At 40.1% G+C, this 26,637-nt stretch carries 27 protein-coding genes; 13 read left to right on the top strand and 14 right to left on the bottom strand.

Features of this window, described 5'->3' with window-relative positions; translation table 11 throughout:
- Position 1: 1 nt before the first annotated feature.
- From rpsC to ATS76_RS05195, 5 genes are all read left to right on the top strand, one after another.
- A complete protein-coding gene (gene rpsC / locus ATS76_RS05215) occupies positions 2 to 703 on the top strand; it encodes a 30S ribosomal protein S3 (RefSeq protein ID WP_006791356.1) in 702 nt (233 codons plus the stop codon).
- A 12-nt stretch (positions 704 to 715) separates the two neighbouring features.
- A complete protein-coding gene (rplP, locus tag ATS76_RS05210) occupies positions 716 to 1,129 on the top strand; it encodes a 50S ribosomal protein L16 (RefSeq protein WP_002957890.1) in 414 nt (137 codons plus the stop codon).
- Positions 1,129 to 1,320: a 50S ribosomal protein L29 gene (gene rpmC / locus ATS76_RS05205; protein WP_004588692.1), complete on the top strand. Its 192-nt coding sequence runs from the start codon at positions 1,129 to 1,131 to the stop codon at positions 1,318 to 1,320. The genes rplP and rpmC overlap by 1 nt, the downstream gene beginning before the upstream one ends.
- The gene (gene rpsQ, locus ATS76_RS05200; protein ID WP_006791355.1) at positions 1,320 to 1,577 is read left to right on the top strand and encodes a 30S ribosomal protein S17; all 258 of its coding nucleotides are present in this window, start codon (positions 1,320 to 1,322) and stop codon (positions 1,575 to 1,577) included. Before rpmC ends, rpsQ begins: the two co-directional genes overlap by 1 nt.
- A 172-nt stretch (positions 1,578 to 1,749) precedes the next feature.
- A complete protein-coding gene (locus ATS76_RS05195; RefSeq protein ID WP_235590913.1) occupies positions 1,750 to 2,511 on the top strand; it encodes a hypothetical protein in 762 nt (253 codons plus the stop codon).
- Between the two features lie 5 nt (positions 2,512 to 2,516).
- Here ATS76_RS05195 and ATS76_RS05190 read toward each other — a convergent pair whose 3' ends face one another.
- Entirely contained in the window at positions 2,517 to 3,062 is a 546-nt protein-coding gene (locus ATS76_RS05190; RefSeq protein ID WP_058551330.1) for a helix-turn-helix domain-containing protein, read from the bottom strand.
- A gap of 185 nt (positions 3,063 to 3,247) precedes the next feature.
- On the opposite strand from ATS76_RS05190, the gene ATS76_RS05185 reads away from it, so the two are divergent.
- Positions 3,248 to 3,712 carry a hypothetical protein gene (locus ATS76_RS05185; RefSeq protein ID WP_058551329.1) on the top strand — a complete coding sequence of 155 codons (465 nt, stop codon included), beginning with the start codon at positions 3,248 to 3,250 and terminating at the stop codon, positions 3,710 to 3,712.
- Positions 3,713 to 3,739: 27 nt separating this feature from the next.
- Here ATS76_RS05185 and ATS76_RS05180 read toward each other — a convergent pair whose 3' ends face one another.
- Positions 3,740 to 5,356, bottom strand: coding sequence for an endonuclease (locus ATS76_RS05180; protein ID WP_058551328.1), 1,617 nt, complete (start codon positions 5,354 to 5,356; stop codon positions 3,740 to 3,742).
- 303 nt (positions 5,357 to 5,659) lie between these two features.
- Here ATS76_RS05180 and ATS76_RS05175 point away from each other — a divergent pair, with 303 nt between their 5' ends.
- The 4 genes from ATS76_RS05175 (at position 5,660) to ATS76_RS05160 (ending at position 10,696) form a co-directional block, all read left to right on the top strand.
- Entirely contained in the window at positions 5,660 to 7,474 is a 1,815-nt protein-coding gene (locus tag ATS76_RS05175) for an assimilatory sulfite reductase (NADPH) flavoprotein subunit (RefSeq protein ID WP_058551327.1), read from the top strand.
- Between the two features lie 60 nt (positions 7,475 to 7,534).
- Complete coding sequence (cysI, locus tag ATS76_RS05170; protein ID WP_058551326.1) at positions 7,535 to 9,232, top strand: assimilatory sulfite reductase (NADPH) hemoprotein subunit; 1,698 nt, start codon at positions 7,535 to 7,537, stop codon at positions 9,230 to 9,232.
- 42 nt (positions 9,233 to 9,274) lie between these two features.
- Positions 9,275 to 10,015 (top strand): phosphoadenylyl-sulfate reductase, encoded by a 741-nt coding sequence (locus ATS76_RS05165; protein ID WP_058551325.1) that lies wholly within the window; start codon positions 9,275 to 9,277, stop codon positions 10,013 to 10,015.
- Positions 10,016 to 10,153: 138 nt separating this feature from the next.
- Positions 10,154 to 10,696 (top strand): DUF4124 domain-containing protein, encoded by a 543-nt coding sequence (locus ATS76_RS05160; RefSeq protein WP_058551324.1) that lies wholly within the window; start codon positions 10,154 to 10,156, stop codon positions 10,694 to 10,696.
- Positions 10,697 to 10,699: 3 nt separating this feature from the next.
- Here ATS76_RS05160 and ATS76_RS05155 read toward each other — a convergent pair whose 3' ends face one another.
- From ATS76_RS05155 to ATS76_RS05140, 4 genes are all read right to left on the bottom strand, one after another.
- Positions 10,700 to 10,945, bottom strand: a complete 246-nt coding sequence (locus ATS76_RS05155) for a hypothetical protein (protein ID WP_058551323.1) — start codon at positions 10,943 to 10,945, stop codon at positions 10,700 to 10,702.
- Positions 10,946 to 11,079: 134 nt separating this feature from the next.
- Entirely contained in the window at positions 11,080 to 13,824 is a 2,745-nt protein-coding gene (gene acnA / locus ATS76_RS05150; RefSeq protein ID WP_058551322.1) for an aconitate hydratase AcnA, read from the bottom strand.
- 199 nt (positions 13,825 to 14,023) lie between these two features.
- Entirely contained in the window at positions 14,024 to 14,452 is a 429-nt protein-coding gene (locus ATS76_RS05145) for a hypothetical protein (protein WP_058551321.1), read from the bottom strand.
- Between the two features lie 95 nt (positions 14,453 to 14,547).
- Entirely contained in the window at positions 14,548 to 14,931 is a 384-nt protein-coding gene (locus tag ATS76_RS05140) for an RNA-binding S4 domain-containing protein (RefSeq protein WP_058551320.1), read from the bottom strand.
- Between the two features lie 227 nt (positions 14,932 to 15,158).
- On the opposite strand from ATS76_RS05140, the gene ATS76_RS05135 reads away from it, so the two are divergent.
- Complete coding sequence (locus tag ATS76_RS05135; RefSeq protein ID WP_058551319.1) at positions 15,159 to 15,446, top strand: hypothetical protein; 288 nt, start codon at positions 15,159 to 15,161, stop codon at positions 15,444 to 15,446.
- Positions 15,447 to 15,501: 55 nt separating this feature from the next.
- Positions 15,502 to 16,167 carry a hypothetical protein gene (locus tag ATS76_RS05130; RefSeq protein ID WP_058551318.1) on the top strand — a complete coding sequence of 222 codons (666 nt, stop codon included), beginning with the start codon at positions 15,502 to 15,504 and terminating at the stop codon, positions 16,165 to 16,167.
- 1 nt (position 16,168) lies between these two features.
- On the opposite strand, the gene ATS76_RS05125 is transcribed toward ATS76_RS05130, so the two are convergent.
- The 5 genes from ATS76_RS05125 to glnA form a co-directional block, all read right to left on the bottom strand.
- A complete protein-coding gene (locus tag ATS76_RS05125) occupies positions 16,169 to 16,627 on the bottom strand; it encodes a cyclic nucleotide-binding domain-containing protein (protein WP_006791339.1) in 459 nt (152 codons plus the stop codon).
- Between the two features lie 26 nt (positions 16,628 to 16,653).
- Positions 16,654 to 18,039, bottom strand: a complete 1,386-nt coding sequence (gene ntrC, locus ATS76_RS05120; RefSeq protein ID WP_058551317.1) for a nitrogen regulation protein NR(I) — start codon at positions 18,037 to 18,039, stop codon at positions 16,654 to 16,656.
- A gap of 14 nt (positions 18,040 to 18,053) precedes the next feature.
- Positions 18,054 to 19,124: a nitrogen regulation protein NR(II) gene (glnL, locus tag ATS76_RS05115; protein ID WP_058405929.1), complete on the bottom strand. Its 1,071-nt coding sequence runs from the start codon at positions 19,122 to 19,124 to the stop codon at positions 18,054 to 18,056.
- A gap of 83 nt (positions 19,125 to 19,207) precedes the next feature.
- A complete protein-coding gene (locus ATS76_RS05110; RefSeq protein ID WP_327078140.1) occupies positions 19,208 to 19,729 on the bottom strand; it encodes a DUF4124 domain-containing protein in 522 nt (173 codons plus the stop codon).
- A 114-nt stretch (positions 19,730 to 19,843) separates the two neighbouring features.
- Entirely contained in the window at positions 19,844 to 21,250 is a 1,407-nt protein-coding gene (gene glnA / locus ATS76_RS05105; RefSeq protein ID WP_058405931.1) for a glutamate--ammonia ligase, read from the bottom strand.
- A 506-nt stretch (positions 21,251 to 21,756) separates the two neighbouring features.
- Here glnA and typA point away from each other — a divergent pair.
- On the top strand, positions 21,757 to 23,580 hold the full coding sequence (gene typA, locus ATS76_RS05100) for a translational GTPase TypA (protein WP_058551316.1): 1,824 nt from the start codon (positions 21,757 to 21,759) through the stop codon (positions 23,578 to 23,580).
- A 600-nt stretch (positions 23,581 to 24,180) separates the two neighbouring features.
- Here the strand turns inward: typA and ATS76_RS05095 are convergent.
- The 3 genes from ATS76_RS05095 to ATS76_RS05085 all read right to left on the bottom strand — a co-directional run bounded on the left by ATS76_RS05095 (position 24,181) and on the right by ATS76_RS05085 (position 26,574).
- Positions 24,181 to 24,912 carry a CBM9 family sugar-binding protein gene (locus ATS76_RS05095; RefSeq protein WP_058551315.1) on the bottom strand — a complete coding sequence of 244 codons (732 nt, stop codon included), beginning with the start codon at positions 24,910 to 24,912 and terminating at the stop codon, positions 24,181 to 24,183.
- A 72-nt stretch (positions 24,913 to 24,984) separates the two neighbouring features.
- Entirely contained in the window at positions 24,985 to 25,410 is a 426-nt protein-coding gene (locus tag ATS76_RS05090) for a BLUF domain-containing protein (RefSeq protein ID WP_058551314.1), read from the bottom strand.
- Between the two features lie 72 nt (positions 25,411 to 25,482).
- A complete protein-coding gene (locus ATS76_RS05085; RefSeq protein ID WP_058551347.1) occupies positions 25,483 to 26,574 on the bottom strand; it encodes an MBL fold metallo-hydrolase in 1,092 nt (363 codons plus the stop codon).
- Positions 26,575 to 26,637: the final 63 nt, after the last annotated feature.

The following is a 26,637-nucleotide window of genomic DNA, read 5'->3' as shown; positions in this document are numbered from 1 at the left end:
AATGGGACAAAAAGTTCATCCTACTGGTATTCGCCTAGGTATATCTAAACCTTGGGTTTCTACCTGGTACGCGAGTTCTAAAGATTTCTCTGATCAGCTTTTTGGCGATCACAAAGTTCGTGCATTCCTTACAAAGGAATTAAAAACGGCTTCTGTGTCTAAAATCGTTATTGAGCGTCCAGCAAAATCAATCCGCGTAACAATCCACACGGCTCGTCCGGGTGTTGTTATCGGTAAAAAAGGCGAAGACGTAGAAAAATTACGTCAAGCAGTAACTAAAATCGCTGGTGTACCTGCTCAGATTAATATCTCTGAAGTACGTAAGCCAGAACTTGATGCACAACTAGTAGCAGACGGCATTGCCTCTCAGCTAGAGCGTCGTGTTATGTTCCGTCGCGCTATGAAGCGTTCGGTACAAAATGCAATGCGCATCGGTTCAAAAGGGATTAAAGTTGAAGTTAGCGGTCGTCTTGGCGGCGCAGAAATCGCACGTTCAGAATGGTATCGTGAAGGTCGTGTACCTCTACATACTCTTCGTGCTGATATCGACTACGCAACTTCTGAAGCCTTAACCACTTATGGTATCATTGGTGTTAAAGTTTGGATCTTCAAAGGCGAAGTTATTGGTGGTTTACCACTAGTACAAGAGCAAGAGAAGCCAGCTAAACGCGCACCAAAGAAAGCCAAGAAAAGTGCTAAGTAGAGGTAGCGAGTAATGTTACAGCCAAAACGTACAAAATTCCGTAAAATGCACAAAGGCCGCAACCGCGGTTTAGCGCAAAACGGTAACAAAGTAAGCTTCGGTACTTTCGGATTGAAAGCTACTGGCCGTGGCCGCATGACTGCTCGTCAAATCGAAGCAGCTCGTCGTGCTATGACGCGTCACGTGAAACGTCAAGGTAAAATCTGGATCCGTGTCTTCCCTGACAAACCGATTACAGAAAAACCTCTTGAAGTTCGTATGGGTAAAGGTAAAGGTTCTGTTGAATATTGGGTTGCTGAAATTCAGCCTGGTAAAGTACTTTACGAAATGGAAGGTGTTTCTGAAGAGCTTGCTCGTGAAGCATTCGACCTTGCAGCTCGTAAACTGCCATTCAAAACAACTTTCGTAACTCGGACGGTAATGTGATGAAAGCAAGCGAACTAAAAGACAAAAGCGTAGAAGAGCTTAATGCTGAACTTCTAGGACTTCTTCGTGAGCAGTTTAACCTGCGCATGCAAGCAAGCACTGGTCAGTTAGCTCAGACACACACGCTAAGAACAGTACGTCGCGATATCGCGCGTGTAAAAACAATTATTAACCAGAAGGCAGGTCAATAATGAGCGATAAAATTCGTACTCTTCAAGGCCGTGTAGTTAGCGACAAGATGGAAAAATCTTTCACTATCGCAATCGCACGTTACGTGAAGCACCCAATCTATGGGAAATTCATTAAACGTACAACTAAGCTACACGTACATGACGAAAACAACACAGCAAAAGCGGGTGACGTAGTTACTATCCGTGAATGTGCACCAATTTCTAAGAATAAATCTTGGACTTTAGTAGACGTTGTTTCTAGTCCAAAACAAGCTTAATTTTTAATTAAGTTAGTTTTGTAAAAAAGCCCCGGCATTAGCTGGGGCTTTTTGTTTTAAGTACTGCAATAAAGCAACTTATTGATGATTTTTAGACCGACAATATACCTTTTTAAATGAATTAAACCTGCCCAGTTATACTCATAAAGTAAACTGTTTACAGGAAGTTGATGTGTTGAAAGGTAACTATAAAGCGTGGGGTATATCAATTGGTTTGCATATTGTTGTTATTTATTTGGTTTCGAGGCAAACGCTTGAGATAGCACAACCATACGCAGGCAAAGTGATAAAAGCGTATGTAATGGTGGACCTTACAACATTACCTAGCCATACAAAAAGTAAACAGCCGAATGCTCCATTCTCTGAAAATGATACCGAGCTTGATGCAAGTGAATTAACACTTAAGCCGCTTAAAGAACGTTATTTTAAAAACGATCAGCAATTAAAATTGGCTTTGCCAGAAGATGCCATTGAGGCAAGTGAAAGCATTGCTATAAGTACTGGTAAAAAAAAGCCTAATGTAAATAATGCCAACGTTAATAATGTAAAGGATGAGGTTGATTTAAAAACTCAGCAGCAGCTATTTAAAAAAATTGATCCGTACGCACCAATAACTCCGTTTTCGATTTCCAGTAATGCTATTGTATCCTTTGATTTCCCGCAGATAGCAACTTTGCCTAAGAGCAAAAATCACCAACAAATAACGGTTCCAATTGAGCATTCTAGTGATTTTAAATCAGCGGTATTGTGGCAAAGCGCAGATGGTAGTCAGCGGATGGAAATGCACAAAGGTATGTGCTACAAAATTGATTTTAATGGTGTTATGGGTAAAGTAGGCTTACCAACAGGATCGCCAAGGCCATGCAAAGATAACGTTCGTATTTTATATAATAAAATAATGGATAAGTGGAACGCTAAAAAGCCCATTAGATAATGTGTTTAAACTTTATTAAGAAACTTAATTAATAAATGCTTTTTAGAAAAAGCGGCAACGACAACGGATAGCAAAATACAAAGCATAGAGCCTGCAATTAAAAAGCGGTTTTCAATCCGGCTAACTTGTATCTCACCTAAAATTTGGTAAATAACATCACCTTCAATAAATTGCTCGCCTTGGTAGTGCTGACTGACGTTAAACGATATAAAATCGCCTAATGTTGCCTGGTAGGTAAAGTAAGTCTCTGGGTAGAAAATTTCATAGGTTGCGCATAACCACATTACGAGACCAGTAATGAGCATAATTAAACTTACAAACAGCCTGTTTTTAACCTGTGAGCTTTGTGATGATTTTGATGGTAAATATTTATCTAAACACGTTTTGCCATAGCAAAGTTCGAGCTTTTCAATTACCTCAGCGGACGGAATAAATTGTCCATTTTCAAGCTTAGATAAGTAAGATTGTTGAATACCAATTTCGCGTGCAGCAAATGCTTGGGTCCATTTTTTATTTGCTCTTAATTGCTTTAGCTCAATTCCTAGCGACACGTTGCTTCCTTACCTTGTTTAATATTCACCTATTCATTATCGCTAAAAATGGTGTGCTTAAATAGCCCAATAAGCAATATTCATCACTATGAATTAAAAGAATATTATGAATATTAATAAGTTAAGTTTTAATAGGTGATAAATTGGTTATGCTAGGCTGACTAAATAACAAAGGAGTATAACGAATGAAAATGTATTTTTATAAAGCTGCAATGGGTATTACTCTGGGGATTTTATCTTTAGCGTGTGTTGCAGAGCCAGTATTTGCAATTAAAGCCACTATTTACAAGCTAGAGAGTAAAATAACTATAGATAGCAAAATAGATGAAACATTAAACACCCTACAACCTATCCATCAACCTCAGTTATTAGCTAACTTAAATAAAAGTGCATTAATAGAAATAGGCGACGGCGAACAGCTAACAGCGCTTGAGGTAAAAACAAATGAACAAGGAAGTTATTATAATGCGAGCATGAAGCTCAAAGAAAAAGTAGATAGCGATTGGCAATCTATTACGTCTTTCATGCCTAATATTCCCAATGGGCAAACGGTGTATTTTAGCCGTACATTTACAGACAGCGTATGGGTGATTAAATTAACAGGAAAGCGCTATGAGTCTATTGCGCTTGGTCAGGCGAGCTTTAAATAGCCTCAGCCTTGGCTGAGGCTATATTTTTTACCAAATCATTTCTACAAATTCAGGGTAGTCGATAAACGGATTTCGGTTACCTTGAAATTCAAATGCTGCTTGGTTTCGGTCTCTTTCCATTTGACTAACAGGGTCTGCGTTATGCCAGTTGATTAGCATAGCAACAACCCAGCTTTCAAATACCTGCGTGCTGGTGCCGTTAAGAACGGCATTACTTGCAGTGGTATTATTTTGCCACGTCCCAATCACATTTTCGTAGCGTGTAGCCATGTAAAAATAGGCACGAGCAAAGTCACCTTTAAATTTATCAATGGGTTCAAACACTGTGCCCGTGTAATTAATAGTACTACTTGCAGAGCCTAACTTACTGCCATTAGTTGATGTAAATGTGGCGCTTGCTACTTCACCAAACGGAAAGTTGCTGCGTTTAGAGTTTACATAGCCATCGGTTGCATAAATATGATGAACATCTGAGTTCATAGGCTCATTAGTACCGCCAAACCAACTTTTAGGGAACGAATGCTCGCGGTTGTAACAACCACCTTCACCACTATAATTGCCACATTGATCGCTAACAGCTGTGTATGTGTAGCTATCGCTGCCATTTGGCTTTTCGCTGTACATATCTAAAATACTATTATCGTTTTCAAAATATGTATCGCGAGCCGATGAATCATAAAAGTTCCATATTGCAGAGTACCCTTGCGAACTATGGTTATTAATGATGTTGTAAAGCTCTGTTTTCAGTGCATAACCGGTTAGGCCTTGTGCTGTAACATAATAACCAGTTGGTGTAGTGGGTGTGCCACCAGAGCCACCGCCAAGCGAAAATGAAGTACTTTCAGCGTTGCTGAAGCTTGCGCCACTTGCCAGGGTTGAACCACCACTAGTGAGTGCATAATTACCACTACCAAAACTACAGCAAATACCATCACCGTAGCTGTCGTTAATAGTAAAGTTATAGGCGCCATCAGCTAAACACAGTGCTTCGTTATATTGTGTATTAGACGCATAGCCACTACCGCTTGCAACCGTGCTACCTTGGTTATTATTAATAGCCCAGCTTGTTTCGCTACCATAATTATCTGTCGTCAGACTAAAAGAGAGACTATTGCCCGAGCAACTCCCAGAGCTACTGTCGTTACTTGTAGGTAGAAAGTTATCTACATAGACAAGTTCACTGCCATCAAAGCCACTAACATCATAAAAGCGTAGGCCAACATTAATGGTTTTATTGCTACTTGCTGTATAGCTGTGGCTAATTGTTTGCCATTGATTAGTTAGCGTATTATTGGAGTAGCCTTGGTAACCATCTACGAATAAACGGGCTTTAATTTTTCCTTCTGTGTGGTAAACATCAGTTGAAAACGCATAGGTTTTTCCTGCTTCTACTGTTATTTGTTGTAATAAATCGGTGTTAGCCTGAGAGCCTGTGGTTACATTAACTGCTGCTGCACTGTTACCTGTTTTAACAATATTTGTTGAGCGCGATAGGCTAATACCGCCATCTATTGTGCTCCACGCGTCAGGTGTATTGCCTGACCATTGCTCAAAACTGCCATTTTCTACATTTGCCATTACCGGAAGTGCGCCAAGTAATAAGGCTGTTCCGAATAGTTTATTTTTATATGTCCCGTGTGACATGATTGTTCCTATTTTTATAATGAGTGAATAATATACATTACTTTGTTTAGGTTACAAAATTGTTAATTTAAAATTTTATAAAAAGCAATAATCGCTCTTTAATCTGTTTTTTTAGGTGTTTTTTAAAATTAATAACTAAATGGAATATCAAAGCAGATTCTATTCTTTTTTGATAAGTGGATAGCCCGTTATCCTGCACAGTAAGAAAACCTCAGCAAACTTATATCGGCTGAGGAAAAACTCATTTTTAACAATACACGGTGTGTGTTGTGCTTAATTTTCAGGGTTATGGGGAATCGATTCATGTTGTTAGGTCAACTAAATGCTGCGGCAAGCCCGCTATCGCAAGAGCAAGTTCAAAAGCTGCAAGGTTTAGTGGCTGAGCTTAATCCAATTCAACAGGCGTGGGTAAGTGGTTACTTAGCAGCTAATGCAAATGCTTCAGCACTTGGTATGCCTACGGCTGGCACATCAGTAACGGGCGATGCAGCAGTATTAACTATTTTATATGGCTCACAAACGGGTAATGCAAAAGGTGTTGCAACCCAAATGAAAGAGCAAGCTGAATCGCGTGGTTTATCAGCCAAATTAGTGAGTATGTCTGATTACAAACCAACGGCCCTGAAAAAAGAAAAGTTTTTAACCGTTGTTGTATCGACTTACGGTGAAGGTGAACCGCCTGAAGATGGCGAAACGTTGCACGCATTTTTAGCAACTAAAAAGGCCCCTAAACTCGACGGTGTTAAAATAGCTGTCATTGGTCTAGGCGATTCTAGCTATGAGTTTTTCTGTCAAACAGCAAAAGATTTTGAAGAGCGTTTAAATAAGCTAGGCGCTGAGTCAGTTTACCAACGCGCTGATTTAGATGTTGATTACGAAGAAGAAGCTGCAACATGGATTCAAGGCGCACTGGATGCATTTGAACCAGATTTAAAAGCGCAACAGGGTAACGCTGGTGGACAAGCCGCGGTTATGCCATTTGGTGCACCAACACCTGCAGCCAGCCAGTACACAAAGCAAAATCCATTTGAAGCCGAATTATTAGCAGTTCAAAAAATTACCGGGCGTGATTCAACAAAAGATGTACGCCATGTAGAAATTTCGCTTGAAGGCTCTGATATCACTTACACACCGGGTGACTCACTGGGTGTATATTTTTTAAATGATGAGGCGTTAGTTGATGAAGTGCTAGAACTTACCCAAATTGATGGTTCTAGTCGCGTTAAAGTTGCGAATGAAGAATTGAGCGTGCGTGATGCGCTTATCGAAAAATTAGAGCTAACGCAGTCATATCCGGGTTTTGTTGAAAAATACGCAACAGCAACAGGTACACCTGAGCTCTTAAAGCTTGTAGAAGATAAAGCTGCAATGCGTGCTTACATTGAGCCACGCCAAATATTTGATGTTATTCGTCAAAATCCAGCAAAACTAGATGCACAAACATTAGTTGATTGCTTACGTAAGCTTCAGGCTCGTTTATATTCTATAGCGTCTAGCCAAAGCGAAGTTGAAGAGGAAGTGCATTTAACGGTTGGACTTGTTGAGTTTGATACTTTTGACAGCGAGCACTTAGGTGGTTGTTCTGGTTATTTAGCGCGTCGTGCTGAAGAAGGCTGCAAAGTAAAAGTATTTAGCGAACATAATGACAACTTCCGTTTACCGGCTAACGATGAAACACCTATCATCATGGTGGGTCCGGGCACCGGTATTGCGCCATTCCGTGCATTTTTACAAGAGCGTGACTCGCGTGAAGCACAAGGTAAAAACTGGCTATTTTTTGGTAACCCTCATTTTACACAAGACTTTTTATACCAAGTTGAGATTCAGGGGTATTTAAAATCGGGCTTATTGAGCAAAGTAGACGTGGCATTTAGCCGTGACCAAGCCGAAAAAATCTATGTACAAGATAAGCTTCGCAAAAACTCAAAAGATGTTTTTGAGTGGTTAGAAGCTGGCGCTCACTTTTATGTGTGTGGTGATGCAAACCGTATGGCAAAAGATGTTCATCAAGCATTGGTTGATATTATTAAAGAAAATACCGGCAAAAACGATGAAGACGCAGAGCAATATTTAAAAGACCTGCGTAGCGCAAACCGCTATCAGAAAGACGTGTATTAATCACGTTTCTTATTTTATTAACAGCTAACAGCCGTCACTGTAACAAATTTAGGATTTAAAATGAGCGAACAAGATAAAAACGTAAAGCTTTCTGATAACGAGCGTTTGAAAAGAGAAAGTAACTTTTTACGAGGCACTATAGAGCAAGACTTAAAAGATGAGATAACCGGTGGTTTCACTGCTGATAACTTCCAGTTAATTCGTTTTCATGGCATGTATCAGCAAGACGACCGCGATATTCGTCCAGAGCGCGCCAAACAAAAGCTTGAGCCATTACATAACGTAATGCTACGTGCGCGTATGCCTGGCGGTATTATTAAGCCAGAGCAATGGTTAGCAATTGATAAATTTGCTGATGATAAAACTAGCTACGGCAGCATTCGTTTAACTACGCGTCAAACGTTTCAGTTCCATGGTGTATTAAAGCCAAATATTAAAGGCATGCATCAAATGCTAGACAGTGTGGGTATTGATTCAATTGCAACTGCGGGCGATGTAAACCGTAATGTGTTGTGTACTACCAACCCGGTTGAGTCTGAGCTACATCAAGAAGCGTATGAGTGGGCTGCTAAAATTTCAGAACACTTATTACCAAAAACAAAAGCGTATGCTGAAATTTGGTTAAACGGCGAAAAAGCAGAAACAACAGAAGAGCCTATTTTAGGGTCTAACTATTTACCACGTAAGTTTAAAACAACCGTAACTATTCCGCCTAATAACGAGGTTGATGTTCATGCTAACGATTTAAACTTTGTCGCTATTGCAGAAGACGGCAAGCTTGTTGGCTTTAACGTACTTGTAGGTGGTGGCCTTGCCATGACCCACGGTGATACGGCTACGTATCCGCGTAAAGCTGACGACTTTGGCTTTATTAGCCTAGAAGACACCTTAAAAATTGCTGAGCACGTTGTATCAGTGCAGCGCGATTGGGGTAACCGTTCAAACCGTAAAAATGCTAAAACTAAATATACACTAGACCGTGTTGGCTCAGACGTATTTAAAGCCGAAGTAGAAAAACGCGCAGGCGTTAACTTTGCACCGAGCCGCCCGTATGAGTTTACTCATCGAGGGGATCGTATTGGCTGGGTAGAGGGCATTGATGGTAAGCACCACTTAACGCTATTTATTCAAAGCGGCCGTATTTTAGACTACCCAGGTAAGCCACTTAAAACAGGTTGTCGTAAAATTGCAGAAGTTCACCAAGGTGATATGCGTATGACGGCAAACCAAAACTTAATAATTGCTGGTGTACCTGCAGATCAAAAAGCAGTGATTGAAGAAATTGCCCGCAATCATGGGTTGATTGATGATGGTGATACAGAGCAACGTAAAAATTCTATGGCATGTGTAGCATTACCAACATGTCCGCTTGCTATGGCTGAGGCTGAGCGTTATTTGCCAAGCTTAATTGAAAAAACTGAAGCCCTACTGGCTAAACACGGAATACCAGACGACAGCATTATTATGCGCGTTGTAGGTTGTCCAAATGGGTGTGGCCGCGCAATGCTTGCAGAAGCTGGGCTGGTAGGTAAAGGGCCTGGTAAATACAACGTTTACTTAGGCGGTAACCTTGAAGGTACACGCATTCCTAAACTGTACCTTGAAAACGTAGGTGAAGATGTTTACCTAGAGGCGTTTGATAAGCTAATTGGCCAGTGGGCAAGTGAGCGAAACGACGGTGAATGTTTTGGTGACTTTGTAATTCGCAAAGGCATTGTTGCTGAAGTAAAAGTATCAGTAACCGATTTTCACGCATAATTAGATACCAGCGCTTGGCGCTGGTGAGGCTTGGAATTTTCCATGAGTGAATTTAAAAATATATTACAGCTAGACAAGCAAAGCCAAGCGGCTATGTTAGCTGATGCTAATGGTGTATTAGCAAATATGAGCGCAGAGCAACGTGTTGCGTGGGCGCTTGAAAATTTACCCGATACCGCGTTTCTATCGTCAAGCTTTGGGATTCAAGCTGCGGTGATGTTGCATTTAATGACAACCCAACGCCCAGACATTCCTGTTGTATTAACAGACACTGGTTATTTGTTCCCTGAGACGTACCAGTTTATTGAGCAAATGAGCGAGCGTTTGTCACTAAATTTAAAAGTGTACAAGGCGCAGCTGAGCCCAGCATGGCAAGAAGCTAAGTTTGGAAAGTTATGGGAGCAAGGTGAGGACGGTATTAAGCAATATAATCAGCTTAATAAAGTTGAGCCAATGACTCGCGCTTTAAAAGAAATTGAAGCGGGTACCTGGTTTAGCGGTTTACGTCGCGACCAGTCATCAACACGAGCAGATAAGCAGTTTGTAGAAATTAGCAGAGGAACGGTTAAGGTATACCCTATTATTGAATGGTCAAACCGTGATGTCTATCAATACCTGACCAAGCATGATTTGCCTTACCACCCGTTATGGGAGCAAGGGTATGTGTCAATGGGAGATGTACACACTACGCGTAAATTAGAGCCGGGTATGACCGAAGAAGAAACACGCTTTTTTGGTTTAAGTCGCGAATGTGGTCTTCATATGGACGGCGATGGGATTTAACACGATTAAGACGTTGTTTAACCACACTATAACGCAGCATAAGCTGCGTTTTTTATTGCTTAGATTTTGATAAAAAATTGCTTGATTGCACTTTATTTACTACTATCAACTTAATGGAATAACAAAAGCAGGAACGCTATGAAATATTTTACCTATTTAGCAATATCAGTCATGGTTATTGCTGTCATATCATTGTTTTATTTAAAAAAGCCCGACGGCCAAACTTGGATTTCTGGTTCAACAGTTAGCAAAGAAACCCAGCAAATTAAAGAGCAAATGGTGGCGCTATCAACCAATACGCTTGATCAAGCTGTAAAAGGCATTCAGCAGGTTGGCGATAAAATTACCAGTGGCATTTCAAGCAACACATCAACAGTGACATCTTCAAGTACAATTTATAAGTGGCAAGATGAAACAGGACAATGGCATTATTCAGATAGCCCTAATCCGAATGGGAAAAGTATAGAATTAACCCTTAACCCTGAAGACATATCCGTGATTGGTGCAGAAGATACATCTATTTTAAATTTAGAATCTAGCACTAATGAGATGTCAGCTAACACACAGGCTCCTTCAATATTAAACCCTGAATCGATTAAAAAGCTGTTTGAAGACGCAGAAAACATCGAAAAAAAATTAGAAAAACGTAATAAAGAAATTAATAATTTAAGTGTGCTTTAAGCGCTATTCATGAGTACGAGAGCGGGTATAACGTTTTTCAACTTCCATTAGTAATATGGTTAGATATATTTTGGTGGGAAGTGATAATAATATGCCCACTGCAATGCAAGCTGCGGATGCAATAATGCCGTTAATACCAAATTGCTCATTAAACCCATTAGATATGATAAGTGCATGGCCCGTAATTATAAGGCATAAGCCAAGCACGATGGATGTTTTAAGTACTCTAATAATAGTTAAATGCGACATAACGCCCCCACTGGTTATGGTACCAGTGTATTAAGCTATGTGTTTTGCATATTGATGCAGCGCAATAATAAGACAGTTATAAAAAAGGCCTCATGGTTTTAACCATAAGGCCTTTAAATCATTCACTACGCAGCTTAGTTAAGCATATTACGCAGTACATACTGTAAAATACCGCCATGCTTGTAGTAATCCCACTCTTTAGGTGTATCAATACGTACATCGGCTTTTACGCTTGTTTTTTTGCCTTCGGCATTAGTTGCTATCAGTGTAACCTCGTCGGTTTTATCGTAAAGACCTTGAATATCAAACTCTTCTTGGCCAGTTAAACCATGTGCCTCATAGCTTTCACCCTCTTTAAATTGTAATGGCAGTACACCCATTCCAATTAAGTTAGAGCGGTGAATACGTTCATAACTTTGTGCAAAAACGGCTTTTACACCCAACAGTAATGAGCCTTTCGCAGCCCAATCGCGAGACGAGCCTGTTCCATATTCTTTTCCGGCCAGAATAATAAGTGGTGTATCATTTTTTTGATATGCCATAGCTGCATCGTAGATACTTTCTAAGCTATTGTCTGGTTGCGTGCGTGTTACACCGCCTTCTGTGCCCGGTGCTAACAAGTTTTTTAGTCGCACGTTAGCAAAGGTGCCACGCATCATTACTTCATGGTTACCACGACGAGAGCCGTAAGAATTAAATTGTGCTTTTTCTACATTGTGTTCTTGCAGGTAAAGCCCAGCAGGTGCATCGGCTTTAATCGCGCCAGCAGGCGAAATATGATCGGTTGTAACCGAGTCACCTAGCTTAGCTAAGCAGCGCGCTCCTTCAATAGTGGGAATGACAGGTGGCTCTACTGTCATACCATCAAAAAATGGTGCTTTTTTAATATAGGTAGATGCGTCGTTCCAATCATATAATTTACCATCAGGTATTTGAATTTGTTGCCAGCGGCTATCGCCTTCATAAACATTGGCGTAGCTTTTTGCAAACATCTCTTTGGTAACCGTTTCTTTTACTAAATCGCTAACCTCTTTTACGCTTGGCCAAATGTTTTTAAGGTAAATATCGTTACCGTTTTTATCTTGTGCAAGGGGTTCGTTATAAACATCTATGTCTGTTCTACCTGCAATTGCGTAAGCAACAACTAAAGGAGGTGACGCTAAAAAGTTCATTTTAACATCTTGGTGTATACGCCCTTCAAAATTACGATTACCTGATAAGATAGAGCTAACTACCAGCTTGTGTTTTTGAATAGCTTGTGAGATTTCGTCAGCTAGCGGTCCAGAGTTACCAATACAGGTGGTGCAACCGTACCCCACTAAATTAAAACCTAGGCTTTCTAAGTCGTCCATCAAACCTGCTTTGTCTAAGTAGTCAGTGACCACTTTAGAGCCTGGTGCAAGTGATGTTTTAACCCAAGGTTTAACATTAATACCGAGTTGTTTTGCTTTTTTAGCCACAAGGCCTGCGGCTAAAATAACACTTGGATTAGAGGTATTAGTACAGCTTGTAATAGCTGCAATCACACAGGCACCGTCGTTAAGTTCAAACTCTTGGCCTTTGTAATTAACATTTGCCGCCCCCATAAATTGTGCTTCGTTTACAGGTTCATCAGGGTTGGTTGTGGGGCCTTCGCTTTCGATACGCGATTGCTCATCATCACTTTTATCGCGATGTGCGATACGCTCTTCTTGAAAACCTTTTAGGTGCTGAGAAATTTCCTCGCCTGCTTTGTTCAGCGCTATTCTGTCTTGTGGGCGTTTAGGGCCCGCAAGGCTTGGTACAACATCATCGAGCTTTAGTTCTAGTGTGTCGGTATAGCGAGCTTCGTCGCCATCGTTACGCCACAGGCCTTGGTGTTTTGCGTAATCTTCAATAAGTTTTAGTTGGTCTTCATCGCGGTTGGTGAGGCGTAAATAATTAATGGTTTCGTTATCAATTGGAAAAATACCACATGTAGCGCCATATTCGGGTGCCATGTTTGCAATGGTTGCTCTATCAGCAAGGGGGAGATCTGCAAGACCATCGCCATAAAATTCTACAAACTTGCCGACCACACCGTGGTTGCGTAAAATTTCAGTTACTGTAAGCACTAAATCGGTTGCTGTTGTGCCTTCAGGTAATCGGCCACTAAACTTCATACCAACTACTTGTGGAATGAGCAAGCTAATAGGCTGGCCAAGCATAGCAGCTTCGGCCTCAATGCCACCTACACCCCAACCGAGTACACCTAAGCCATTAATCATGGTGGTGTGCGAGTCAGTACCAACCAGTGTGTCGGGGTAGGCAAACTTTTTACCATTGCTATCTTCGTTGAAAATAACACGGGCTAGGTATTCTAAATTAACTTGGTGAACAATTCCGGTTGCGGGAGGCACTACTTTTAAGTTATCAAATGCCGTTTGGCCCCAGCGTAAAAATTCGTAGCGTTCTTTATTGCGGTCGTATTCAAGTTTGGCGTTTAAATCAAAGGCACCATCATTTCCATAGCCGTCAACTTGTACTGAATGATCTATTACCAACTCAGCAGGCGAAAGGGGATTAATTTTTGCAGGATCACCCCCTAATTTTTCCATTGCATCTCGCATTGCCGCTAAATCAACAATGGCAGGTACGCCAGTAAAGTCTTGCATTACTACCCGTGCAGGGGTAAATGCAACTTCAGATGATGGTTTTGCCTTTGGGTCCCAATTTAGTAGCGCATTAATATCTTGCTCTTTAATATTTTCGCCATCTTCATTTCGCAGTAGATTTTCAAGTAAGACTTTTAAGGAGAAGGGGAGTCGTTTTGCTTTGTCGCCAAGTCCTTTTAGAGAATGGATATTATATTGCTCACCATTAATTGTGAGCTCATGTTGGGTATCGAAACTATTTTTCATTATTTTGCCCCTTCTTAACTAATTAAATTTTTTAAAAAGTAACCTCTGTAATTAGGTTATTGCAAAGTGCATACCATGATAAACGAATCTTAAATAGCTGCATTTATGTGCAGCTGTAATAGGAAGTAAGGTGTTAAATTATGAGTTCAATAAACCATCTATGCCAACTAAAAAACGTTGTTCAGCTGGCCCCATTAAGCTAGTTTAGCCAGCCTTGTTGTTTGCCTTTTATGCTTAAATAAATAAGCGCTAGGGCAATGATAATTACCAATGATGGCATGATAATAGAGCTTACTCCGAGTAGAGCAATGCTATCAATTACAAAAAAGTTGTAGTATTGCTGAATTACTATCGCGCCGAGCGATAAAGCAAAAGTAGGTGTTGCAAGCGATTTTTTAGCAAGTAAAAATACGCAGCCTAAGGCACCACCAAAAACAGCAACAGCAAAGGCAATGGTGGCCCATATTGGGGTGTTTGAATATGCAGCTTGTTGATCTAATGGTAGTTTACTGATCATATCTGGGCTTGTCATTATGTGCATAATGAATGCTATAACGCCCAATAAATTCCATATAAGAGCAGCCCAAGCTACAGGTTTAAACCAGTTTTTAGGTGTGTGAGATGACATGTTGTGGCCTTGTTTTTATTATTATTAACAAGGTTATTAAAGAGTAAAAAAGCCAACTATACAAGTTGACCTTTTTTGTAGTGCAGATTATGGGCTTACCCAAATGAAATAGGGCGTCGTCCTGTTTTTTCATCGACCTTTGGCTTTTTAGTACGTTTACGCTTACTTTTTGCTGGTTGGTTTTCCGCAGCTGAAGTATTTTGCTTGGGTTCAGCAGGTGCTTGTTCAATCGATTTTTGTACTGGGGTTGCATCTTCACTCAGAGAGAGTTGAAAAAGTTCGCCATCAAATTCAAGCACATCACCACTGTATAATTTTTTCCGTTTTATTGTACAAATTTCATGGTTAACACCCACATAGCCTTCGGTGATTAGGTTTTTAGCTTGGCCGCCACCTTCAACTAAATTGAGTACTTTTAATAATTTACAGAGTTCTATAGGCTCTTCTTCTAGTTCTATTTCTATGTATTCTTCGTTCATTTTTACTCTCGGTGGAGGCTTGCATAGGCTGTAGTATAAAGGCATACAGCCAATTATGCACCAAACCAAATCACTCAAATTTACGTATTAATTATTTTTTAAAAAATGACTCCCTTAAAAAAACTGAAGTATTTATTAGTTAAGCTGCGGCGAGTCACTTTTGTAGGTGGCTTACTAATTGCTATAGCTGTGTCGAATTTAGAATACATAGAATCATGGAGTAAAAAATGGGCGTAAGATTAGCAATGAGAAAAGAGCTAATGGGCTTAAATCATTCAGACATGTTAACTGCCGATGATGTTAGGGAACACCTTAGTAAATCAATAAAAAAACACGACCAAAAACCTGAGCGAGGGTTTTCGGTTATTTCAAAATTTAACGATGCACACAGCCAGTTACTAAGTGGCAATACTAACAAAAAAAGCGTTTTGGAATTTGAACGTCACCGCTTATTTAAAGAGGTGTTATATACGCGCAAAAGTGTAGACGCTTGGCTGAATAACCAAATAAATTAGGTTGCTATAAGTTATTACCTCTAATAGACTACGTTTGTAATCAATTGAGGTGACTATGAAAAAAGGATTTTTAATTTGTGTACTGGCATGTATGTTAGCCGCATGCCAGCAACCCACCGTTTATGTTTTTAGTGAAAATTTACAAGATGAACAGCGCAACCAGCTCGATGCTGCGCTAAAAGCACAGAACCTTCCTTATGAATATGTAGAGCTAGAAATCCCATCTGATTTTGGTGAAGCTATATTGCTTTTATCAAGCGATAAGATTTATCAAAAAGAGACTGAGCAGTTAGCTATTATTATGCAAGAGCTAGGTTATCAACCCGAAATTAACTACACCACACGATCAAATCATTTTTATGGCGATGGCAATATAGGCTTTTATTTAAAAAGTACTGATGGAGAAGGCGCTTTTACTATGCCGTCTCGGCTAAGAACAACCCAATGCAGCGAAGATAAGTACAATGATTTAATCGTTTCCTTTACCAAAAAGCATGCTGATTTTACCTTACCCAGTGGCGCTATTGTGAGGTTAGGTTGGGAGTTTTTATACGGTTACGTTGTCATTTATTACAAAAATTATTCGCAAACATATAGCCACTCACAGCCGCTTGTAAATACGCCCTTTGGCGCCAAGCCATCCGATACTTTCACATTTACAGCCCATGTCAATACCCCAAGCTGGCTTGATTGCTCATTACAGGTTGTTTATATGGATTGAACTAACCGTGGTTTTCTATATAGTCACTGAGCTTGGTTATTCGCTCGCTCATGCCTTCAATAATGCGGTCTTTAATTTTTTCTCGAATGACATTGGGTAATTGAGTGAGTGCTTCGGGAGTGATGGCAAGGACAATGGTGTCGGTTTTGGCACGGGCACTTGTACTGCGCTCTCGGTTATTTATAAATGCGCCTTCACCTATAAATTCACCAGGCTCTATTGTGCCAAGTTCAAGTAAGTGATTATGCTTAAATACTAAAAGTGCGCCGCTAAGTACAATGTATAATCGCTTATCGTTATCAAACTGTTTAAACAAAAATTGATGTTGGCCAACTAAATATAACAGGCCATATGATTCTAATAAAATTTGACGCTCGTTAAGCGTAAACTCTTTAAAAAAATGCAGCCTGTTAATTATTTCCATTTGTTTGAACAAAGGAATATGTTCGATTAATTTCATTCGATATCAAAATTTAATGCACATTGTTAACTAATATTGCGCTCTTTTAATTTACGGGTCAATGTATTGCGACCCCAGCCTATTTTTATGGCCGCATCTTGTTTGTGGCCAGAACAATTAGCGAGTGCGGTTTTAATCAAGCGTGTTTCTAATTGTGCTTGTATATCAGGCCAAATATTTTCTTTACCTTGTTTTAACTCATTATTAAGCCATTGTTGAAAGGCATCTAACCAGTCGCCTTCCTCTTGTATTGGTGTTACTTCAATAATTTCAGGGGGTAAATCTTGCTCAGTCACCAGCTCGCCTGGTGCCATAACCGTTAACCAACGACAGGTGTTTTCAAGTTGACGAACATTACCTGGCCAGTTAAATAAACGAAGTTGCTCGGTGGCTTTAGGGCTCAACACTTTACTTTCTACTTGCAGATCTTTAGCGCTTTTATGTAAAAAGTGTTGCGCTAAGCGTTCAATATCTTCGGTGCGTTCACGTAAAGCAGGTAAACGAAGGCGTACTACATTTAAGCGATGAAATAAATCGTCCCTAAACTTACCTTGTTTAACTAAGTCTTCTAAGTTTTGATGTGTTGCGGCAATGATACGTACATCGACTTTGATGCTTTGATGTCCACCTACACGGTAAAATTCACCATCGGCAAGTACGCGTAAAAGACGGGTTTGCACATCAAGCGGCATATCACCAATTTCATCTAAAAATAAAGTGCCGCCATTGGCTTGCTCAAAGCGACCTTTTCGTACGCTATCGGCACCAGTAAAGGCTCCTTTTTCATGGCCAAACAGTTCAGACTCAACTAATTCTTTTGGAATAGCGGCCATATTAAGGGCGATAAACTGGTTTTCTTTACGGGGACTGTGGTTATGCAGTGCACTTGCAACGAGCTCTTTACCTGTACCCGACTCACCATTAATCAAAACACTCATGCTTGATGCTGACAGTTTACCTATCGCTCTAAATACTTCTTGCATAGCGGGTGCTTCACCAATGATGTGAGCACTTTTTGGAGGCGCTTGCTTACGTTTGGTTTTTTTTGTGGAATTTGCTCTAAATGCGCTTTCAACAAGTGCAACAGCTTCATTTAAATCGAATGGTTTAGCTAAGTACTCAAATGCCCCTTTTTGAAAGGCGTTCACTGCTGAATCTAGGTCTGAGTGCGCAGTCATTATTATTACTGGCAAGCCAGGGTTTTGTTCTGCGATGAGTTCAAGTAGCGCCATGCCGTCCATACCGGGCATTTTTACGTCCGACACCAAAACAGCTGGCTGGCTAAATTTTAATGCATTAAGTACATCTTGCGCATTGGCAAAACTTTCTACATTAAAACCAGAACGTTCTAGTGCTTTTTCAAGTACAAAACGAATTGATGCGTCATCATCTACAAGCCAAACTGTTTTCATGCAAACTCCAAACATTAATCTGCAAAGGGCAGATAGATATTAAATTCAGTATGTCCAGGCCAGCTATCACATTCAATGTAGCCATCGTGTTGATCAATAAGCGTTTGCGCAATCGAGAGTCCAAGTCCAGAGCCACCTTCTTTATTGGTGATCATAGGGTAGAACAATGTTTCACGTATGCTGTGATCAATGCCTGGTCCGTTATCAGATATTTGGATCAACAAGGCTTTTTTAGGAGCCTTACCCGGGCGGCGATGCTGATGATTTATTCGTGTTTTTATTTTTATCTCACCACCATCAATAAGCGCCTGCTGAGCATTACGAACAATATTCAAAACAACTTGTTGTATTTTGCTCTGATCAATAAACACATCAGGGATACTAGGGTCGTAGTCTTTTTTCAATTCAATATTTGTACAATTATCGAGTGTGCTTAACTTCACAACCGACTCTAACGCTTGGTGTATATTAACGTAAGATTTTTGCGGAAGCTGATTAGGCCCTAAAAGTCTATCTACTAATTCACGTAATCTGTCTGCTTGCTCTATAATGAGCTCAGCGCATTGATTTCTTTCTTGCTGATCAACCTCATATTGCAATAACTGCGCCGCTCCGCGGATTCCACCCAAAGGATTTTTAATTTCGTGTGCTAAGCCTCTTATTAAATTGCGTGCAGCTTGGTATTGGTGCATTTGATTTGAGGCCTGATCGTGTTTTATTTCGTCGTCTGTTTGGCGACACTCTAATAGAATATAAGCAATCCCTTTAAAGTTAATTCGTCTTGAATTAACGCTTACTTTGGCATGGCGAGAATCGCTAAACACCACGTCAGCTCTGTGTTGTTGGCAATCAACACCATCAATTAATGAAAACTGCGCTATTCGTTTTAAGTCAATTGAATGGTAATTAAAAAGGGTATCAAAGGGCTGTTTCAATAAGCGCTTAGTAGCAAGGCCAAGTAACTCACTGGTACTGGTATTTGCATAAACAACCGTAAAGTTTTTATCGAGAAGCATGACCGACGTTGTTTGATTTTGCCATATGGCATCAAGCAATTCAGGGCTAAAATTTTCGTTATTAATCATGTTTGCACCATTTTAGTGCGCAGGTGTTTGCAGGCCAGGTTTTATCTAAAATGAGCTGCTGCGCCTAAGTATTAAGTTTCGCTTTAATTGCCATGGGTTTTGCCTTTTCTGCGCATATTAAATATACGAGGCTCGCTCACAGCGATAATTTGGTTTTTCTCGTTAAACAGCCTCAGTTGAAGCATGTGTTCACCGGCTTCAACATCAGCAATTGCAAATACGGAGTTGTTTATTGCAGGGCCGTTTGCTTCTCCATTAACAAGCAATTGAATGGTATACCCTGTTTTAAAGCTCGGGATTACCCGGCTGGTGACGTATATTGTTCCGGTATTTTCATGAATGGTTTGATTGTGCTCAGGTGACGTAATGGCAATACCAAACCCTGTTTTTTTAGTATGGGATTGGCTGCTGAGAGTCGCTATATCTTTAGCGGGTATAGTTAAACTTTGGCTAGAGAGTTTGACCTCTGTAGCACCTTTACGCGGTGTATCTGAAAACACTAAAACGCCATTTTGATCCTTCCAAGCGTAAATTCTTTTTTCACCCGCATAACCATAATTACTTAATCCTAAAGTAATCATTAGCAATAAAGTTTTACTATTCACACTGCTACCCTGCAATTTTTATGATGGCTTAACTTTAGTGGAGTTTGATTTAATTTACCATTAAAAAAGCCCGCTTAGCGGGCTTGAGAACACACATTCTTTTACAGTGTTAAATTAACAGCTGTAGTACATTTCAAACTCAACTGGGTGAGTTGTCATGTTAAGCTTTTCAACTTCTTGACCCTTAAGTGCAATGTAAGCATCAATTAGGTCATCAGTGAATACACCACCTTGAGTTAAGAACTCACGGTCAGCACTTAGTGCATCGAGTGCTTCACCAAGTGAAGATGCAACTTGTGGAATTTCTGCTGCTTCTTCTGCTGGTAAGTCATATAAATCTTTATCCATTGCATCGCCAGGGTGGATCTTGTTTTTGATACCATCAAGGCCAGCCATAAGCATTGCTGAGAAAGCAAGGTATGGGTTAGCTGTTGGATCTGGGAAACGTACTTCAATACGACGACCTTTCGCAGATGGTACCACTGGGATACGAATTGAAGCAGAACGGTTACGTGCAGAGTATGCAAGCATTACTGGCGCTTCAAAGCCCGGTACTAAACGTTTGTACGAGTTAGTTGATGCGTTAGCAAATGCGTTAATAGCTTTAGCATGCTTGATAATACCGCCAATGTAGTAAAGCGCCTCTTCAGATAGGCCGCCGTACTTATCGCCAGCAAACAAGTTTACACCGTCTTTAGCTAAAGACTGGTGACAGTGCATACCAGAACCGTTATCACCAACAATTGGCTTAGGCATAAATGTAGCTGTTTTTCCGTATAAATGAGCCATGTTATGAATAACATATTTCATTTCTTGGATTTCATCCGCTTTTAAAACCATGCTGTTAAAACGCGTTGCGATTTCGTTTTGGCCAGCTGTTGCTACTTCGTGGTGATGTGCCTCTACCACTTGACCTAGTTCTTCAAGCACTAAACACGTAGCTGAACGCCAATCTTGTGAAGAATCAACAGGTGAACAAGGGAAGTAACCGCCTTTAACACCTGGACGGTGACCAGTGTTACCGCCTTCGTAATCTTTATCTGAGTTCCATGCCGCTTCAACAGCATCAACTTTGTACATTGAACCAGACATATCTGATTTGTATTTAACATCGTCGAAAAGGAAAAACTCTGGCTCTGGGCCAAATAACACAGTATCTGCGATACCTGTAGATTTCATGTACTCTTCAGCACGTTTTGCAACAGAGCGTGGGTCACGCTCGTAACCTTGAAGTGTAGAAGGCTCTACAACGTCACAACGTACAATTAATGTTGTTTCTTCAGTGAATGGGTCAAGTTTTACTGATTCAGCAACAGGCATTAATACCATGTCTGATTCGTTAATGCCTTTCCAGCCAGCAATTGAAGAACCGTCAAACATTTTACCGTCTTCGAAAAAATCTTCATCAACTTGGTGATGAGGAATAGATACATGTTGCTCTTTACCTTTTGTATCAGTAAAGCGTAAATCAATGAACTTAACGTCATTTTCTTTAATAAAATCTAAAACCGATTGTGACATGTGTCCTCCAACTATTGGGTTTTGTTATTGCTGCATAATTGCTTTGGGATTTATTAAGCTGATTTTGTGCCATTTTTATAACTCTATGTTTATAGGTTAAAAAAACTTAGTTGCTACAATATGGGGCATAAAACAGCACCAATATGGTGCGGTTAAATTCCACTTTGGTGCAAGCTGTGCCCGCTCTATTTTGTTGTTAATTTAATCGCTCGAAATCAGCATAACCTAAATGTAAAAGAGTGCCAAAAATATCGTATAAATAGTGTAAACTGCATTTTTGAAAAAATAATGACAATTTATTTCATATAATTGTCATATATAAAACAGATACTTAGTAAAAGTATTGAGAAAGTTTTGAAAATTGTATTGGATAAACTTTCATCCATGTCATTAATGAGGGATAATATGCGCCCTTTTAAATCCTATGCTTGGACATCTCGTGAAAACGCAGATGAGTGCGTAGATCTTGCAGGATCATTGAGAATTTAATTTCTCTGAGTAAATATATGAGCATCGAACAGTTAAGAAATATAGCGATTATCGCGCACGTTGACCACGGTAAAACAACTCTGGTTGACAAACTACTTGAGCAATCAGGTACATTAGAAACACGCGGCGGTAACGAAGAGCGCGTGATGGACTCAAACGACATTGAGAAAGAACGTGGTATTACCATTTTAGCTAAAAACACAGCTATCTCTTGGAATGATTACCACATCAATATCGTAGATACCCCGGGACACGCCGATTTCGGTGGTGAAGTTGAACGCGTACTTTCGATGGCTGACTCAGTATTATTACTTGTTGATGCTCAAGAAGGTCCAATGCCACAAACGCGTTTCGTAACGCAAAAGGCATTCGCGCAAGGCTTAAAGCCAATCGTAGTTATCAATAAAATTGATAAGCCAGGTGCACGCCCTGATTGGGTTATGGATCAAATCTTTGATTTATTCGATAACCTTGGCGCAACTGACGAACAGTTAGACTTTAAAGTAATATACGCATCAGCTATCAACGGTTGGGCAACATTAGATTTAGACGAGCCATCAGACAACATGGAACCTATGTTCAAGATGATCGTTGATGAAGTATCACCACCGGATGCAGATCCTGAAGGTGACTTCCAAATGCAAATCTCTCAGCTTGATTACAACTCTTACAAAGGTGTAATTGGTATTGGCCGTATTAAGCGCGGTTCTGTTGCGACTAACCAACAAGTGACGGTTATCAGTGCTGACGGCACGACTCGTAACGGTAAAATTGGTTCAGTACAAAGCTACTTAGGCCTTGAGCGTATCGACACTGATAAAGCTTACGCTGGTAACATTGTTACTGTAACAGGCTTAGGCGAGCTTAAGATTTCAGATACGCTTTGTTGTCCTAACAACGTTGAAGCATTACCACCACTAAGTGTTGATGAGCCTACAGTAACAATGACGTTCTCTGTAAACAACTCTCCGTTCTGTGGTAAAGAAGGTAAGTTTGTAACATCACGTAATATTCGTGAACGTTTAGACAAAGAATTAGTACACAACGTAGCACTTCGTGTTTCAGATACCGATAACCCTGACAGCTTCCGCGTATCGGGTCGTGGTGAATTACACCTAGGTATCTTAATCGAGAACATGCGTCGTGAAGGTTACGAGCTAGCTGTTTCTCGTCCAGAAGTAATCTTACGTACTGTTGATGGTGTGTTAGAAGAACCGTATGAAACACTAACGATTGACTGTGAAGAAGAGCACCAAGGTTCTATCATGGAGCAAATTGGTCTTCGTAAAGGTGAGTTAACTGACATGGCACCAGATGGTAAAGGTCGTATGCGTATGGACTTTATGATCCCAAGCCGTGGCTTAATTGGTTTCCAAACTGAGTTCATGACTTTAACTTCAGGTTCTGGCTTACTTTACCATACGTTCGATCACTACGGTCCGCACAAAGGTGGCGAGCTAGGTGTTCGTAAGAACGGCGTAATGATTGCTAACGCAACAGGTAAAGCACTTACTAACGCATTATTTAACTTACAAGAGCGCGGCCGCTTATTTATCGGTCACGGTGTTGAAGTTTATGAAGGTATGGTTATCGGTATTCATAGCCGTGATAACGACCTTACTGTTAACGCGCTTAAAGGTAAGCAACTTACTAACGTTCGTGCATCTGGTACAGATGAAGCACAAACATTGACACCAGCACTTAACTATTCACTTGAGCAAGCGCTTGAGTTTATTGCTGATGATGAGTTAGTAGAAGTTACACCTGAGAACATTCGTATTCGTAAACGTCATTTAACTGAAAATGAGCGTAAACGTGCGGGTCGTGCTCCTAAAGCTTAGTTGCTTTTAGAATAAAAATTTAGAAGCCGCTGTATTGAAAAATACAGCGGCTTTTTTATTTTTAAAGCAAGAGAAGCTTTCAGTTTTTAGTTATCAGTATTGAGCTCTAAAAGCGCAGCGCCTCTTAACCTCTTTGTGAATATTTTACTTAAATATTTTACTTAAATATTTTTTGCACAAGGAGAAGAGCATGAGAAGTGAAAGAGTAAGAGCTGAAACAATCGATAATGCGGAATATCAGTGTTCGTTGGCGGGATATTTTTCGTTGGGTTTCGCTTTGCTCAACCCAACCTACGTCTCAACTATTTATTAGTCGTTACTTCATGGCAGTAGAGTGGTTTTGCCAAATGTGTCAACGACTCTAGTTCGTTCTATGACGAATCTGCCACAATGTATTTATCTCTATAAGCGCAGTGCCTCTTATCCTCTTTGTGAATAATTCACTTAAAGATTTTTTGCACAAGGAGAAGGGAGTGAGCAGTAAAAGAGTTAGAGCAGAAACAATCGATAATGCAAAGTATCAGTGTTCGCTGGTAGGATGTTTTTTTGTTGGGTTTCGCTGTGCTGCGCTCAAACCCAACCGTTTTCAGTTGTTAGTGGTTACTTATTTTTTGGCTGCAGGGTGATTTTGCCAAATACATCTGCGTCTATAAAACCACGGTTTCTACTGCCGTCAACAGGCTGTACTTCGTGTGAACCCATAAAGTGCTCGCGTGTTTCACTGCCATCGTTATCGCAATAGGCGAGCATAAAACCAATAACTTGTTTTTCTGTTAATTTAAGTGGTGTATTTTTTGCGTCTTGTTGATAATCATTAGGGTAGAGTTTTATCGCAACTTCCCAAGTAATGTTATAGGGTGCAGTGGTATTGCGTTTCCAGTTGCTAACTAAGTGGTCGGTATATAAGTGCGCTTTTTTATCAGGGCCGTAATCGGCAGCTTGGTTATCAAGGCCAATGTGGTACGCTAAAGCGGTGTGGTTAAATTGGTGAATCCCGCCCGATGCATCGCTATCTATAAATATTTCAAGGGCATCGTCATCCCAATATTTATAGGTTGGGTCTGGGTGTGTATCTATTAAAACATCATCTACAATATCGGCTTGTAGGTATAAGAATTTTTCATCCCACAATAAGCGATAGCGGCCTTTAAAATCGGCATCGTTTGAAGGCAGTGTACCATCCATTAAATGTGGCATATCGTGCCAAGCAGCCTTATCCCATGCGCTTTCAGATACGCCGTCAATATTAATAGGGGTTGATGTGTATTTTACGTCTGCCGCCATTATTTGGGTGCTGATTAATAAGCTTGTTGCTAAGAGTATTTTTTTCATTAATAGCCTTACTAATTGAAGATGACTTAGCTTGGCCTAAGTGACTATTAAAAACAAATATATATGTGTATTTTAACTAATAGCACCAGTAATGCTGTCTTTTAACGCGAGCATTAATAAGTGGGCACTTTCGCCAGACATTTTAAATGGATTAAAATCAACAGAGCCTGAAAATTTCAGATTCAGTGATTCGGTTACCCTAGATTGTGGAACATAACCCATAGACCACTTTTCAAATTCTCTTTCTGGAATTTGGGTATAGTTAAGCATAATTACATTGTGGTGACGCTTGTCATTTAATATTTGTTGATAGGTATTATTTACTGCGGTTCTGGAGCCTTCAAGGCACTGTAAAAAGTACTCGTTACTAAAGCAAAGCATGCCGGTAACATGTGTTTTTACATTATAGGTACGAGCACTTTGTAAAATATTTTCTATATCTTTAGGCCCAAAGCCGTCTGTAATTATGCTTGCGTAAATGAGTCGTACAAGAAACATATTATTCCCTCCTGCTTAGTTAATTAAAGATAGTTCAGCAAGGAGTTTATTACTAATTATGTTAGTGACTGATTAAAGTTTAATAGTCTCACCTTCGTTTAAAATATAAAGCGGCACTGATGATTTCATTGTTTTATGCATGTGTAATAAACGCAGTAAGGCTGAATGACTCGTCCGATCGCCCATTTTCCATGATGAGTTACCGTATCCCCAAGGTATCATTACCTTGCAGTTAAGCTCTTGTGCGGCTGTAAGAGCATCTTCTGGTGTAGTATGAACATAACGATACCATTTAGGGCTATCTTCGCTGTAGTACGATGCTATGGGCATCAAACATATGTCTATGCTGCCATAGTTGTGTTGAATATCTTTAAAATGCTTTGAGTAGCCTGTGTCGCCTGCAAAAAATAAGGTTTTGCCATTTTGCTCAAGTAACCAGCCATTCCATAAGTCTTTATCGTTATCTTCATAAATAAAGGGCACTAATATTCGGCTGCTGAAATGATGCGCAGGTAGTGCATGAATAGTTAAATCATCAATTTTAGTTTTTGCATACCACGCCATTTCGCTAATATTAAGCCCTGCATTTGGAAAGTTATCTGCCATGCCTAATGGTGCTAAGTAACGTGGTTTGCTGCCTATTTCTTCTATATCAGATTTATTAAAGTGATCGTAATGAATATGTGAATACATAACGGCGTCTACGTTTTCGAGTTCAGTTTTGCTTAGCCAGTCACCTGGTTTTCGATAAAAGCCAGAGGCAAGCTTAAATGCTAAATCAACCGGGGAATCAAACTGCTCTTTTACAGGGTCAAATACGACATGTTGGCCGCTAGGTGTTCGGATCAAAAAACCAGCATGCCCTAACCAACGTATATTAAAGCCAAGGTTTAGATGCGGGTTTAATTGCTCAGCGTTATATGTGCAATTCTCAGCAGTGGTTTCGCATATTACGTTGGGGTGCTTTGGGTAGCAGTCGGTTTCACACGTAACTGGGTAGGTTTTTTCGCCCATATAGAGATTGTGATAGCGATCTTTACGCTCACCTGATTCATGAATTGGCGTTACGCTGTCTTGCCCTGCAATAACATTGATATTGTTGTTTGTGCTACAGGCGGCTAAAAAACTTGAGGAAACAAGTAAGCACAGTGTGTGTAATTTCATTTTTATTATTTTTATTGCTTCAATTAGGTAAAAGTTTAACAAACGCTATTTATTAAACAATGT

Origin of the sequence: Pseudoalteromonas sp. 10-33, from assembly GCF_001469195.1 — a bacterium.
In the GTDB taxonomy this organism is placed as follows: domain Bacteria; phylum Pseudomonadota; class Gammaproteobacteria; order Enterobacterales; family Alteromonadaceae; genus Pseudoalteromonas.
This window is presented reverse-complemented; position numbering and strand designations above follow the sequence as displayed.

Excerpts from the sequence above, each read along its gene's own strand:
- rpmC (WP_004588692.1), top strand. The coding sequence starts at position 1,129 with ATGAAAGCAAGCGAACTAAAAGACAAAAGCGTAGAAGAGCTTAATGCT.
- glnA (WP_058405931.1), bottom strand. The coding sequence starts at position 21,250 with ATGTCACAATCGGTTTTAGATTTTATTAAAGAAAATGACGTTAAGTTC.
- ATS76_RS05160 (WP_058551324.1), top strand. The coding sequence starts at position 10,154 with ATGAAATATTTTACCTATTTAGCAATATCAGTCATGGTTATTGCTGTC.
- ATS76_RS05130 (WP_058551318.1), top strand. The coding sequence starts at position 15,502 with ATGAAAAAAGGATTTTTAATTTGTGTACTGGCATGTATGTTAGCCGCA.
- glnL (WP_058405929.1), bottom strand. The coding sequence starts at position 19,124 with ATGATTAATAACGAAAATTTTAGCCCTGAATTGCTTGATGCCATATGG.
- ATS76_RS05135 (WP_058551319.1), top strand. The coding sequence starts at position 15,159 with ATGGGCGTAAGATTAGCAATGAGAAAAGAGCTAATGGGCTTAAATCAT.
- acnA (WP_058551322.1), bottom strand. The coding sequence starts at position 13,824 with ATGAAAAATAGTTTCGATACCCAACATGAGCTCACAATTAATGGTGAG.
- rpsC (WP_006791356.1), top strand. The coding sequence starts at position 2 with ATGGGACAAAAAGTTCATCCTACTGGTATTCGCCTAGGTATATCTAAA.
- cysI (WP_058551326.1), top strand. The coding sequence starts at position 7,535 with ATGAGCGAACAAGATAAAAACGTAAAGCTTTCTGATAACGAGCGTTTG.
- ATS76_RS05140 (WP_058551320.1), bottom strand. The coding sequence starts at position 14,931 with ATGAACGAAGAATACATAGAAATAGAACTAGAAGAAGAGCCTATAGAA.
- rpsQ (WP_006791355.1), top strand. The coding sequence starts at position 1,320 with ATGAGCGATAAAATTCGTACTCTTCAAGGCCGTGTAGTTAGCGACAAG.
- ATS76_RS05155 (WP_058551323.1), bottom strand. The coding sequence starts at position 10,945 with ATGTCGCATTTAACTATTATTAGAGTACTTAAAACATCCATCGTGCTT.
- rplP (WP_002957890.1), top strand. The coding sequence starts at position 716 with ATGTTACAGCCAAAACGTACAAAATTCCGTAAAATGCACAAAGGCCGC.
- typA (WP_058551316.1), top strand. The coding sequence starts at position 21,757 with ATGAGCATCGAACAGTTAAGAAATATAGCGATTATCGCGCACGTTGAC.
- ATS76_RS05085 (WP_058551347.1), bottom strand. The coding sequence starts at position 26,574 with ATGAAATTACACACACTGTGCTTACTTGTTTCCTCAAGTTTTTTAGCC.
- ATS76_RS05185 (WP_058551329.1), top strand. The coding sequence starts at position 3,248 with ATGAAAATGTATTTTTATAAAGCTGCAATGGGTATTACTCTGGGGATT.
- ATS76_RS05145 (WP_058551321.1), bottom strand. The coding sequence starts at position 14,452 with ATGTCATCTCACACACCTAAAAACTGGTTTAAACCTGTAGCTTGGGCT.
- ATS76_RS05175 (WP_058551327.1), top strand. The coding sequence starts at position 5,660 with ATGTTGTTAGGTCAACTAAATGCTGCGGCAAGCCCGCTATCGCAAGAG.
- ATS76_RS05180 (WP_058551328.1), bottom strand. The coding sequence starts at position 5,356 with ATGTCACACGGGACATATAAAAATAAACTATTCGGAACAGCCTTATTA.
- ATS76_RS05165 (WP_058551325.1), top strand. The coding sequence starts at position 9,275 with ATGAGTGAATTTAAAAATATATTACAGCTAGACAAGCAAAGCCAAGCG.
- ATS76_RS05090 (WP_058551314.1), bottom strand. The coding sequence starts at position 25,410 with ATGTTTCTTGTACGACTCATTTACGCAAGCATAATTACAGACGGCTTT.
- ntrC (WP_058551317.1), bottom strand. The coding sequence starts at position 18,039 with ATGAAAACAGTTTGGCTTGTAGATGATGACGCATCAATTCGTTTTGTA.
- ATS76_RS05095 (WP_058551315.1), bottom strand. The coding sequence starts at position 24,912 with ATGAAAAAAATACTCTTAGCAACAAGCTTATTAATCAGCACCCAAATA.
- ATS76_RS05125 (WP_006791339.1), bottom strand. The coding sequence starts at position 16,627 with ATGAAATTAATCGAACATATTCCTTTGTTCAAACAAATGGAAATAATT.